This window comes from Hyphomicrobium album (assembly GCF_009708035.1).
GTDB lineage: Bacteria > Pseudomonadota > Alphaproteobacteria > Rhizobiales > Hyphomicrobiaceae > Hyphomicrobium_A > Hyphomicrobium_A album.
Window position 1 is genome coordinate 665846 of sequence record NZ_WMBQ01000001.1, and the last position, 11843, is coordinate 677688.

Consider the following 11843-nt stretch of genomic DNA (forward strand, 5'->3'; position numbering starts at 1 on the left):
GGGAGCACGGAAAGCACGCATGCGATCGACATCAGCCGCTCTCAAGCCGCGCGTTGCCGAAGCCGCTCCGCTGGCCGAACCCCCGCCGCCGACGGCGCCGGCGCCGTACCAGTTCGAGATCGTAGGCACGCGTGCCGGCTTCGATGCGCTCGCCCCCGAATGGGACGCGCTCTTCGCGCGCGCCGGGCACAGCGCCCAGCTATTCCAGCAGTTCAATTGGAATTGGCATTGGTGCAATCACTACCTGGACGCGGCCGGTCCCTCACTCGCCGTTCTCACGGTGCGCCGCGCCGGAAGCCTCGTCGCGGTCTGGCCGCTCGTCACTGAGCGCGTCGCCGGACTGAAGCGCCTCACCTGGATGGGCGCGCCGGTCAGCCAATACGGCGATGTGCTGGTTGACACCGTCGAAGATCCGCTCGCGCTCTTGCGCGCCGGTTGGGCGCACGTCGTCGCCGCGACTAAGCCGGACGTCGTTGACTTGCCGCGCGTACGTGCCGACGCCACGATCGCTCCGCTCCTCGTCGAACTCGGCGCGCTGCAAACGCGGCTTCAGCAGGCGCCGTATCTCGATCTCAAGAGCGCGCTGGACTTTCCAGCGTACATGCAGCGCCACTCCGCCAAGTCGCGCAAGAAGAGTCGTGCCGCTGCCCGGAAGCTTACCGAGCAGGGCGCACAATTCACGCAGTCCACGGGAGGGGACGTCTCGAGAACCGCGGTTGCTGCCGCGATCGTGTCGAAGCGCGAGCAGCTTCTGGAGCGGGGTATCATTTCGCCGGCACTCGCCGATCCGCGTATGCAGCGCTTCTTCGCCGATGCGGCGGCGGGCAACCAGCGGCCCGCGCAAATTGTCGTCTACGCGTTGGAGTTCGGCGGCGAGAAGGCGGCGACCGACGTTCTTATCGACTGCAAAGGGCGCATCGCCACGCACATTTTTGCCTACGAGACCAAGTACGCCAAGGAGCGGGTCGGTGCCTACTTGCTCGAGCGCACCATCGAGCAGGCATTCGCTGACGGACGCGACACCTTCGACCTGCTCGCGCCCGCCGATGACTACAAGCTGCGATGGGCCGACGGAACTGTCGACGTGATCGACTGGGCGGTGCCGATCTCTCCGAAGGGCCGCGCCTACGCGCGCATCTATCTGCGGACCCTGCGGCCGATGCTGAAATCAGTGATCAACGCGATGCCCGCATCGGTTAACCGCCTGCTCGCCGCCGCCTACGCGCGGCGCAAGTCGGTTAGCTAACGCCGAGCTTCTTCTGCAGGCTCGACGACGACGTCGTGTACTGGAACAGCAGCTTCTTGCCCGGATAGACGTACTTGTGCGCCTGCTGCGCCATCAGCGCCACCTCGTGGAAGCCCGAGAGGATGAGCTTCAGCTTGCCGGGATAGGTGTTGATGTCACCGACCGCGAAAATGCCCTTCTCGCTGGTCTCGAACTTCTCAGTATCGACGGGGATGAGGTTCTCGTTGAGTTGCAAACCCCAATCGGCGACCGGGCCGAGCTTCATCGTCAGTCCGAAGAACGGCAGCATGACGTCGACGTCGATCTTCTCCTCGCCGTTCTTGGTGTTGACGGTCGCCGCCTCGAGCTGATTGCCGCTGCCGTGTAGCGCGGTCACCTGACCGATCATCAAACGCACGTCGCCGGTCTCGACCAGCATGCGCATCTTCTCGACCGAATGCGGAGCGGCGCGGAAATCGTCGCGCCGGTGCAACAGCGTGAGGCTCTTGGCCAGCGGCTGTAGGCTGAGCGTCCAATCGAGCGCTGAATCGCCGCCGCCGACGATGAGCACGCGCTTGTCCTTCAGTGTCTCCATGCGGCGCACGGAATAGAGCACCGAGTTGCCCTCGAACGCCTCGATGCCGGCCAGCGGCGGCCGCTTGGGCGTGAACGACCCGCCGCCCGCGGCAATGATCACGATCTTGCACAGGAACTCAGTGCCGGCGTCGGTGCGCAGCAGGAAACGATCATCCGCCGTCCGCTGCAGCGAGTCGATGCGCTCACCCAAGTGCAGCTCGGCACCGAACGGCTTGATCTGCTCCATCAGCCGTTCGGTGAGCTCTTGCCCGGTGACTATCGGCAGCGCGGGAATGTCGTAGATCGGCTTCTCCGGGTAGAGCTCGGCACACTGGCCGCCCGGCTTGTCGAGAATGTCGATGACGTGCGCCTTGATGTCCACGAGCCCGAGCTCGAACACGGCGAACAGGCCGACCGGCCCGGCGCCGACGATCACGGCATCGGTCTCGATAGGGGCCGCAGCGGCCGGGGTGGCGTCCATCCCTAACCTTCCTAGGTCTTAGAACTGTTTCGCCGGAACGCGGACGACGAGCCCGTCGAGCTCCGGCGTCAGCTTGATCTGGCAGCTGAGGCGGCTCTGCTCGCGCACGTCGAATGCGAAGTCGAGCATGTCCTCTTCCATTTGCGACGGCTTGCCGGTCTTTTCACGCCAAGCGTCGTCAACGTACACATGGCACGTCGCGCAGGCGCAGGCACCGCCGCACTCCGCCTCGATGCCGGGAACGTCATTCATCTTCGCCGATTCCATCAGCGTCACACCGGGCTCGGCCTCGACCACCTGCTCGCTACCGTCAGGCTGAATGAAGGTGATCTTGGGCATCGTGTGGGGCGGAACTCCGAATGGCGGGCCGGTGCGTTCGCGCGACCGGGCCGATCCGCCGGCAAAGGGCGGTCAAGGCCCCGCACCAATAATCGGCGCTGCCAGCAAATTCAAGCGGTGCACGGTCGCAAGCCGGGGCGCCGCAGGTCAGGCGGCGTGGGCCAATGACGCGATATATTCGCGCGCTTCGCCGGCGGCTTTCTCGAGCCGGCCGACGACCTTACGGCGCTCGCGGGCATCCGGCAGGTGGTGCAGCTTCTCCGCCGTCTCGGCCAGCGTCGCCAGCGACCACGCGCCGACGGCACGCGCCGAACCCTTCAACGTGTGCGCTGCGATGCCCCACTCCTTCATCGAGGCGGCCTCGTTCAAGGCTCCGATGGTGATGGGCAGCTGGTCGGCAAACAGCCCCAGGATCTCGACCTCGAGGTCGCGGTCGCCGAGCGTATAGCGGCGCAGGTGGTCCAGATCGACCGGCCGCGACTCACTGGTCGCTTTGACGCCGCTACCTGGAGAATCACTTGCCATCATCGGCGGTTACTCGCATTTCGGGCGCCGGGACGCGCCCCGTTTCGCCAGGCATTCTGGCGGCTTGAGCCTCACACACAGGTTATAAGTGCCAGTAAATTGCGCCCCCTCAACTAGAGCATTAACCTTCGACCGACTCGCACGCAGAAATGGCCGCGGGGCGAATGGGTTGAACCTTTCTTTTGCCCCAAACAGCGGCCAAGCGTTGGGAGACGGGTGGATTAGCATTTCTGATGGCAGGCGCTGAGGTTGGCCTTGTGGGGAGGCCGTGCGCCGCTCCGATTTGCTGGCAAACTTCCCGTTCGGTCGCGTGCTCTTGATGGATCATACGGGGGACGCGTCAGGCATGGACGGGGCGATGGCGCAGGACAACAACAGGCTCGACGACGAGGACGGCGAGGTAAAGCCCGAGCCGACGTTGTCGCTGCCGAGCGCAGGCACCATGCCGGGCACGCCCGACGGCGGGGTGAGCGAGCCGCCGTTCAAGAACGATGCGCCGATGCAGCTTCTGCCGCCGCCGATTCCGTCGGCCGCCTTGAGTGCTCCGGCAAGCCCGCCTCCAAAACCGTCATCAAACGGCTTTATCCCGTCGACCAGCTTCATCCCGGCCACCGACTTCATTCCTTCCCCAAGTCCGGCACGCGAGAGCCCGGTGCTCGAGATGCCCCCGGCGTCGCCGGAGCTGCCTGCGGACGAAGAATCGCTACTTGATGGGCCGCCCCCCACCGACACCGAGGAGGCGGCCGCACCGCGCCGCCGCATGGCCCGCCGCCGCGCCGCCGGCCCGTCGCGCAATCGCATCGCCGCCAACGACGACGGCCCGAGCATCGGCGGCCTGATCTTCGCCCTGCAGCAGAAGCCGTCGAACACCCCGTTCAAGTTCGCGGGCATCGCCAGCATCATCTGGGCGACGCTCGGCGTCGCCTTCGCCCTCGCCTCGCTGGGTAGCGACGCGCCGGTTATGGGCTGGCTCGACCTCGTCACCCGCCCGACGACCTTCCTCACCATCGCCGCCATCGTCGTGCCGATCGGCCTGCTCTGGCTGATGGCGCTACTCGCGTGGCGCACGGAAGAGCTGCGCTTGCGTTCCTCGACCATGACCGAGGTCGCCATCCGCCTCGCCGAGCCCGATCGCCTGGCGGAGCAGAACGTCGCCTCCCTCGGTCAGGCGGTGCGCCGCCAGGTCGGCTTCATGAACGACGCCATCACGCGCGCCCTCGGCCGCGCCGGCGAGCTCGAAGCCATGGTGCACAACGAGGTCGCCGTCCTCGAGCGCTCCTACGAGGACAACGAGCGCAAGATCCGCGGCCTCATCTCCGAGCTGTCGGGCGAGCGCCACGCACTGGTCAACACCTCCGACCGCGTCAGCGAAAGCCTCATGCGGCTCGGCAGCGAGATCCCGACGCTGATCGAGAAGCTGTCCGACCAGCAGGTGAAGCTGGGCAAGGTCATCGAGGGTGCGGGCGAAAACCTCACCATGCTCGAAACGTCGCTCGCTTCGAGCGTCGGCAACCTCGAGAGCGCCGTCGGCGGACGCACCGAGCAGCTGCAGAACGTGCTCGAGAGCTACACCACGGGATTGGCCGGAGCGCTCGAGAGCCGCGCCGAACAGTTGCAGGTCACCTTCGACAGCCAGCTGCAGCAGCTCGACACCTCGCTCGTCAATCGCACCGAGAACCTGCAGACGGTCTTCGAGGAATACGCTCGGGCGCTCGATGCCGCCCTCGCCAACCGCGCCCAGGCGCTCGACTACCAGCTGGTCGAGCGCACGCGGTCGCTGGACGAAGCCTTCGGCGAACGTCTGCGCCTGTTCGACGAGTCGATCATGCGCTCGACCTCGGCCATAGACAGCGCCGTCGTCGACAAGACCGAGGCCCTCACCAACGCGCTCGATGCGCACGCCGTGAGCTTCCGCGAGACGATCGGCAGACAGGCGACCGATCTCGACGAAGCACTCATGCACGGCATCAACTCGGTGCGCCGCGCCTCCGAGAACATCACCCGCCAGTCGATCAAGGCCATGGAAGGCCTCGCCAGCCAGTCCGACCTCTTGAAGAACATCTCGGAGAACCTGCTGAACCAGATCAGCGGCGTCACCGGTCGCTTCGAGAACCAGGGCGTGCAGATCATGAAGGCGGCGAACGCGCTCGAGACCGCCAACTTCAAGATCGACAAGACGCTGCAGAACCGCCACACCGAGCTGTCCACTACGCTCGACCGGCTCTCCGGCAAGGCCGATGAGTTCACCAGTTTCGTCGGCGACTATTCGACGTCGATCGCGGGCTCGCTGTCAGACGCCGATATGCGCGCCCGCAGCGAGCTGGAGCGGATGCGTGCCACCGCCGCCGCGGAAAGCGAGCGGACGCTGGAAGACCTGCGCAGCCGCCTGACGACGGTATCCTCGGCGGTCACCTCGGAGCTCGGCTCGCTGACCGACCGCTTCACCTCAACCTCGGAGACGATGCGCCAGCAGGCCTCGCGTACGTCCTCCGAGATCGCCGCCGAGCAGAACCGTCTGCGCAGCGAGATGGAGCGCCTGCCGCTCACCGCGCAGGAAAGCTCCGAAGGCATGCGCCGCGCCCTGCAGGACCAGATCAAGGCGCTCGACCAGCTTTCGCAGCTCGCCGCCCGCTCGGCCGTGCAGCGCGACGTCACCGCGCCACCGCAAAACCTCCACGCCGAGACGGTACCGCCGACGCAACCGCCGCCGCAGCGCCCGCAGGCGCCGTCGCGCTCGCTCACCTCGCTTTCCTCGACCATCGCGCAGGAACTCGGCAACCGCCAGCGCCAGCGCAGCGCGCCGGCCGACAGCCGCGAAGGCTGGTCGCTCGGCGACCTGCTGGCGCGCGCCTCGCGCGACGAGGACGGGCACGGACACGGGCCTGCCTCCGCCGGCGCGTCACGGCACGCACAGGCCGGGTTCAACCTCGACCTCGAGGCCATCGCCCGGGCGCTCGATCCGGCCACGGCGGCGGCGATCTGGTCGCGCATCCGCTCCGGCCAGCGCGGCGTCATGGTTCGTTCGATCTACGGGAACGAAGGACGCGCGGTGTTCGATGACGTCAGCCACCGCTGCCGCAACGACGGCGAGCTGTCGCGCACGGTGAGCCGCTACCTCACCGACTTCGAGCGCATCATCGCCGAATCCGATGGGCGCGATCCGAGCGGCCGCCTGTCGCACGGCCAGCTCATCTCCGACACCGGCCGCGTCTACCTGTTCCTCGCCCACGCCGCCGGCCGTCTCGGCTGACGAGGCAATGTCGCACGACGTCGAGGCCCAGCGCGTCGAAGCCAGCGCCGAGGCGTGGCCGCTCGCCAAACCCTTCGTCATCGCCCGCGGCGCCAAGACCGAGGCGCACGTCGTCGTCGCGCAGGTGACGGCCGGTAGCTGCCGCGGCCGCGGCGAGGCCGTTCCCTACGCGCGCTATGGCGAAACGGTCGACGACGCGCTGCAAACCCTGCGTGGTCTTTCAGGACCGCTCACCCGCGCGCGTCTCGCCGACCTTCTGCCGGCTGGCGCTGCACGCAACGCTCTCGATTGCGCGCTCTGGGATCTCGACGCAAAGCTTGCCGGCAGGCGCGCCTGGGAGATCGCGGGGCTATCGGCGCCGCAGCCCGCGATGACCTGCTACACGCTGAGCCTGGGCTCGCCCGAACAGATGGCGGCCGACGCCCAAGCCGTCCCGCATCTCAAGCTACTGAAGCTCAAGCTCGGCGGCGACGGCGATGATGCCCGCATGGCGGCGGTGCGGGCCGCGCGCCCTGACGCGCGCCTCGTCGCTGATGCCAACGAAGCCTGGCGACCTGAGCAGCTCGAACCGTTCCTCGCCGCCGCTGCGGCCTCGGGCTACGAGCTAATCGAGCAGCCGCTTCCCGCCGGCAACGACGCGGCGCTTGCCGGCATCAAGCGCGCGGTCGCCGTGTGCGCCGACGAGAGTGCCCACACCAGCACCGATCTCGCCGCCCTCGCCGGCCGCTACGATGCCGTGAACATCAAGCTCGACAAGACCGGCGGCCTCACCGAGGCCATTGCGATGGCCCAGGCCGCGAAGGCGCAGGGCTTCAAGATCATGATCGGTTCGATGGTGGCGACGTCGCTCGCTGCCGCGCCGGCGCTGCTGCTTGCTGGGTTCGCGGATTGGGTGGACCTCGATGGTCCCCTCCTGCTCGCGCGCGACCGCGATCCGCCGCTTGCCATCGCCGACGGATGGATCAGCCCGCCGGCACCGGAGCTGTGGGGTTAGCGGTCGATCGCGCCGCGCCGTCGTCGCCCCATAGCGGCTGGCCGTCCCAGCCACGCAACAGCATGACGCCGGCGCCGCAGCCGACCGCTGCCACCAGCGTCGGCACCACGAACACGGCGCCCCCCAGCGTTTCAAACAGTGCGCCGGAGATCAGCCCGACGATGCCCAGCATCAATCCGGCGGCAATGGTGGCGTAGAACGCCTGGGCACTACCCATGCCCATATGCGGCACGGCGCGCGTTATGAACAGGATCGCCCCGAGATGCGCAGCGCCGTACGTCAGGGCGTGCAGCACCTGCAGCGGGATGAGCACCGCCAGCGGCGGATCGAACGCCATCGCGCCCCAGCGCACCACCGACGCCCCGGCCCCGGCGACGATCAGCTGCGCCGGGCCGAAGCGGCGCACGACCGGCGCGGAGAACGCGAACAGCACGACCTCGGCCATGACGCCGATAGCCCACAGGACGCCGACCCACGCCGCGGGCAGCCCCTGCGCCTGCCAGTGCAGGGCACCGAACGTATAGAACGTGGCGTGCGCCCCGTGCGTGCAACCCATGGCGATCAGGAACAGGATGAACAGGCGCGAGCCGAGCAGTCGCGCCGGCGATGACGCCCGCCAATGGACGCGGGCCGGGGCAGCTTCCAGGCGCGCCGCGGGGTCGGGCGGCCGCAGCGCATGCGCCGCGGCGACGGTCAGGGTGGCGGAGAACAGGATCAGCCACAGGGCGGAGCCACCGCCCAGCGCCTCGATGGCGAGACCGCCCACAACGTTGGCGACGATGAAAGTGATCGATCCCCATAGGCGCATGCGCCCGTAGTCGAGACCCTCAGTACGTACGCCCCGCACCGCGATCGTCTCGATCAGCGGCAGCATGGTCCCGTTGGCCAACAGAAAGGCAACGCCCAGAATGAGGATCGCCCCGTACCCCGAAGCGAACCCAAGCGCCACCACTAGCCCCAGCGCTACCCAGGCGAGCGCCATGATGACCAGCCGGTAGTTCCCCAGCCGGTCGGCCAATAGGCCCATGCTGGGGGTGACCAAGAGGCGGATGAACAGCGGGGCGGAGACGACCGTCGATATCTGCAGCGGATCGAGGCCGCGCGCGTCGAGCCATACCGGGAAATAGGGGACCACGACCCCGTAGGCGAGGAATAGCGCGGCGAAGAAAAGGGCGATGCGCAGTCCCAAGGGGCTCGCCGTCGGGCCGCTGCCCAGAAAGTAGGTGAGCGCGCTCATGGGGTGCGGCGGGGCATGCCTTTCGCGGCCCGCAAACCGGGCATCTCCGACGTTCTACCGGAAGCCTGGACGCTTGGAAGAAGCGTGATGGGGTCGGCCCAAAAAGAAACCGGTCCGGATGGCCCGGACCGGTTCTTCAGCCAAGTCGGGTAGGCGCCCCTAATCGCCAGCCCGACGCTCCCCCCGGAGCTTGAAAACGATGCCGCGGCATCGCGTTGCCCAAATTTGTTACAGAAGCCCGCGCAGGCCGCAAGAGGGTGGAACGCTATTCAGAACCGGTCGATGCATTGGCGCCACAGGCGCGTCTGCATGCCCCCCGCAGACTCAGGTTTTCCGGCCGTCGCGGATGGGAAAAAGATGGTCCACCGGACCCGAGCCGCCGCCGATTTTGAGCGTTGCGCCGGCGACGAGAGCCGCATGCACGAAGCGCTTGGCGCCCTGCACAGCCTCCGCCAGAGACTCGCCCTTGGCTAGATGCGCGGCAATGGCCGCCGACATGGTGCAGCCCGTGCCGTGCGTATTGGGGGTTGCGATGCGCGGCAGGGCGAGGTGCATGGGTGCGGCATCGCGCATGACGAGGACATCGATGGCCTCCGCGCCGTCGCCATGCCCGCCCTTGATCAGCACCGCCTTCGGCCCCAGCGCGAGCAGCGCCCGTGCCTGAGTCTTCATCTCCGCCACATCGACGGCCTCAGCGGTACCCAACAGGCGCGCCGCCTCGGCGAGGTTCGGGGTGATGACGTCGGCGAGCGGCAAAAGCTGACGGCGCACTGCATCGACGGCATCCGGCTCGAGCAGCATGTCGCCGCTCGTCGCGACCATCACCGGATCGACCACCAATGGATTGAGCGCGTGGCGGCGCAAGCCTTCGACCACCGCCAGCACCGTGGCGCGGTCGTTCAGCATGCCGGTCTTCGTGGCGCAGATCTTTAGATCAGCCGCGACAGCATCAATCTGCTGCGCGACGAACTCGGGCGGCACGGGATGGATGGCGCTGACGCCGCGCGTGTTCTGCGCGGTCAGCGCGGTCAGCACGCTGGCGCCGTAGACGCCGAGCACCGTGAAGGTCTTGAGATCGGCCTGGATCCCCGCCCCGCCGGAGCTATCCGATCCGGCGATGGTCAGCGCGATGGGCAAAGCGACGGCTTCAGCCATTCTCGCCCCCGTTCACGGTTGCGGCGCGCCGCGCTGCAGGATCTCGCGGCCGAGATCCTGCGGCGTCACCATCTCCTCGATGCGCGCCAGGCCGGGGAAGTTGTCGAGCATCCAGCTCCCGAACCAGTTGATCGAGCCGGTGAGGAACAACAGTCCCGTCAGCACCAGGAAGGCACCCATCGCCTTCTCCACCTTGTCGAGGTGGCGGCGGAATTTCTGCATGAAGCCGAGGAACGGACCAATTGCCACGGCGGCGAGGATGAAGGGCACGCCCAGCCCGAGCGAATACACGGCGAGCAGCTTCACGCCGGTTGCGAGGCTCCCTTCGTTAGCCGCCAGCGCCAGCACCGTCGCCAGGATCGGGCCGATACACGGCGTCCATCCGAACGCGAATGCCAGCCCGATGACGTAGGAGCCGATGTAGCTCACGCCATGATGGTGCGTGCCGTGGTAGCGCGCCTCCTTGTAGAGGAGGCCGATGCGGAAGATGCCGAGAAAGTGCAGGCCGAACAGGATGATCACCAGGCCGGCGACAATCTCGAGCTCGCGCTTATAGGTTTGGATCAGCTGTCCGAATAGCGACGCGCCGGCCCCGAGCCCGACGAATACGGTGGTGAAGCCCAGCACGAACAGGCACGCGGCAACGATCACGCGGCGCCAGACATGCTGGGGCACGCCCCCTTCGGCGGCCAGCTCGTCGATGGTCGTGCCGCCGAGATAGCTGAGGTAGGGCGGGACCAGAGGCAGGACGCAGGGCGACAGGAAGCTCACGAGCCCCGCCAGCGCCACCCCGAAGTAGATCTGCAGATCGCCCAGCATGCCACGCGCTACTTTCGTTGCCGCGTCGTTTGTCAGCCCTGTGCGCGGGCGAGTGCGGCAACGCCCGGCAGCTCGCGTCCCTCGAGCCATTCGAGGAAGGCGCCGCCGGCCGTCGACACGTAGGTGAAATCTTGGGTGGCCCCGGCCGCATTCAAGGCCGCGACCGTATCGCCGCCGCCGGCTACCGTCGTCAGCTTGCCTTCCCTCGTGAGCTTGGCTGCGGCCCGGGCGAGCGCAAATGTGCCGTTGCCGAAGGGCTCGATCTCGAAAGCGCCGAGCGGGCCGTTCCACAGCAAAGTCCGGCACTCTGTCAGCACCCTAGCCATGTGCTCGACCGACTTCGGACCGACATCGAGGATCAGCGCGTCGCTCGGCACCGCAAGCATCGGCACCACCGCGTGCGCCACGCCGCTCTTGAACTCGCGGGCGATCACCGCGTCCTCGGGCAGCACCACGGCGCAGCCCTGCGCCTTCGCCGCCGCCATGATCTCGCGCGCCGTGTCGACGAAGTCCGGCTCGGCCAGCGACTTGCCGATGTCGACGCCGTGCGACATGAGAAACGTGTTGGCCATGCCGCCGCCGATGATCAGCTTGTCGACCTTGCCGATCAGGTGTTTGAGGATCGGAATCTTGCTCGACACCTTGGCGCCACCGATCAGCGCCGCCACCGGACGCTCCGGCTTATCGAGCACGGCGAGCAATGCGCTGATCTCCTCGAGCATCAGCGGCCCGGCGTAGGCCGGCAGCACGCGCGCCAGACCCTCGGTCGAGGCGTGCGCGCGATGCGCAGCCGAGAAGGCATCGTTGACGAACACGTCGCCCGAACGCGCCAGTGCCGCGACGAACTCGGCGTCGTTCTTTTCCTCGCCCGCGTGGAAGCGCAGGTTTTCCAGCACGGCGATGTCACCCGGAGCGAGGCGCGACACGGCATCCTCGGCCTTGTCGCCGATGCAGGCATCGACGAATTGTACCGGCTTGCCGAGCAGCTCCGCCAGTTTGGCGGCGACGGGCGCCAGGCTCATTTTCGGATCAGGGCCGCCCTTCGGCCGGCCGAAGTGCGAGATGACCACCACGCGGGCCTTGCGCGCCGAGAGATCGTTGAGGCCGGACAGAATGCGCTCCAAACGCGTCGCGTCCGAAACCTTGCCGTCCGCCACCGGCACGTTCAAGTCGGCGCGGACCAGGACGCGCTTACCGGCGACGTCCGCGTCGGCGATCGATTTGAGCTTGGTCAGATCCATC

General features: G+C 67.5%; 10 protein-coding genes. 3 read left to right on the plus strand and 7 right to left on the minus strand.

Translation table 11 applies throughout. The features are described from left to right. The first annotated feature begins 19 nt into the window (after window positions 1-19). Window positions 20-1246, plus strand: a complete 1227-nt coding sequence (locus tag GIW81_RS03240; protein WP_154737896.1) for a GNAT family N-acetyltransferase — start codon at window positions 20-22, stop codon at window positions 1244-1246. On the opposite strand, the gene GIW81_RS03245 is transcribed toward GIW81_RS03240, so the two are convergent. From GIW81_RS03245 to GIW81_RS03255, 3 genes are all read right to left on the minus strand, one after another. After that, window positions 1239-2282, minus strand: coding sequence for an NAD(P)/FAD-dependent oxidoreductase (locus tag GIW81_RS03245; protein WP_154737897.1), 1044 nt, complete (start codon window positions 2280-2282; stop codon window positions 1239-1241). The genes GIW81_RS03240 and GIW81_RS03245 overlap by 8 nt on opposite strands. An 18-nt stretch (window positions 2283-2300) precedes the next feature. After that, window positions 2301-2621, minus strand: a complete 321-nt coding sequence (locus GIW81_RS03250) for a 2Fe-2S iron-sulfur cluster-binding protein (RefSeq protein WP_154737898.1) — start codon at window positions 2619-2621, stop codon at window positions 2301-2303. Between the two features lie 147 nt (window positions 2622-2768). Further along, complete coding sequence (locus tag GIW81_RS03255) at window positions 2769-3149, minus strand: Hpt domain-containing protein (protein ID WP_154737899.1); 381 nt, start codon at window positions 3147-3149, stop codon at window positions 2769-2771. A gap of 265 nt (window positions 3150-3414) precedes the next feature. Between GIW81_RS03255 and GIW81_RS03260 the strand changes: the two genes are divergently transcribed. Together GIW81_RS03260 and dgcA are read left to right on the plus strand one after the other, a co-directional pair. After that, a complete protein-coding gene (locus GIW81_RS03260; protein WP_324614876.1) occupies window positions 3415-6396 on the plus strand; it encodes a hypothetical protein in 2982 nt (993 codons plus the stop codon). Window positions 6397-6403: 7 nt separating this feature from the next. Continuing rightward, complete coding sequence (gene dgcA, locus GIW81_RS03265) at window positions 6404-7390, plus strand: N-acetyl-D-Glu racemase DgcA (protein ID WP_154737900.1); 987 nt, start codon at window positions 6404-6406, stop codon at window positions 7388-7390. Here the strand turns inward: dgcA and GIW81_RS03270 are convergent. From GIW81_RS03270 to GIW81_RS03285, 4 genes are all read right to left on the minus strand, one after another. Beyond that, the gene (locus GIW81_RS03270) at window positions 7359-8627 is read right to left on the minus strand and encodes an MFS transporter (protein ID WP_154737901.1); all 1269 of its coding nucleotides are present in this window, start codon (window positions 8625-8627) and stop codon (window positions 7359-7361) included. The two genes, dgcA and GIW81_RS03270, sit on opposite strands and share 32 nt — an antisense overlap. A gap of 324 nt (window positions 8628-8951) precedes the next feature. Then, window positions 8952-9782 carry a bifunctional hydroxymethylpyrimidine kinase/phosphomethylpyrimidine kinase gene (thiD, locus tag GIW81_RS03275; protein WP_154737902.1) on the minus strand — a complete coding sequence of 277 codons (831 nt, stop codon included), beginning with the start codon at window positions 9780-9782 and terminating at the stop codon, window positions 8952-8954. A gap of 12 nt (window positions 9783-9794) precedes the next feature. Further along, window positions 9795-10601, minus strand: a complete 807-nt coding sequence (locus tag GIW81_RS03280; RefSeq protein WP_154737903.1) for a cytochrome c biogenesis CcdA family protein — start codon at window positions 10599-10601, stop codon at window positions 9795-9797. Window positions 10602-10633: 32 nt separating this feature from the next. Beyond that, on the minus strand, window positions 10634-11836 hold the full coding sequence (locus GIW81_RS03285) for a phosphoglycerate kinase (protein ID WP_195930528.1): 1203 nt from the start codon (window positions 11834-11836) through the stop codon (window positions 10634-10636). Window positions 11837-11843 lie beyond the last annotated feature (7 nt).

Bases quoted from the DNA above. Each gene is read 5' to 3' on its own strand.
- GIW81_RS03240 (WP_154737896.1), top strand. From the start codon at position 20: ATGCGATCGACATCAGCCGCTCTCAAGCCGCGCGTTGCCGAAGCCGCT.
- GIW81_RS03245 (WP_154737897.1), bottom strand. From the start codon at position 2,282: ATGGACGCCACCCCGGCCGCTGCGGCCCCTATCGAGACCGATGCCGTG.
- GIW81_RS03250 (WP_154737898.1), bottom strand. From the start codon at position 2,621: ATGCCCAAGATCACCTTCATTCAGCCTGACGGTAGCGAGCAGGTGGTC.
- GIW81_RS03255 (WP_154737899.1), bottom strand. From the start codon at position 3,149: ATGATGGCAAGTGATTCTCCAGGTAGCGGCGTCAAAGCGACCAGTGAG.
- dgcA (WP_154737900.1), top strand. From the start codon at position 6,404: ATGTCGCACGACGTCGAGGCCCAGCGCGTCGAAGCCAGCGCCGAGGCG.
- GIW81_RS03270 (WP_154737901.1), bottom strand. From the start codon at position 8,627: ATGAGCGCGCTCACCTACTTTCTGGGCAGCGGCCCGACGGCGAGCCCC.
- thiD (WP_154737902.1), bottom strand. From the start codon at position 9,782: ATGGCTGAAGCCGTCGCTTTGCCCATCGCGCTGACCATCGCCGGATCG.
- GIW81_RS03280 (WP_154737903.1), bottom strand. From the start codon at position 10,601: ATGCTGGGCGATCTGCAGATCTACTTCGGGGTGGCGCTGGCGGGGCTC.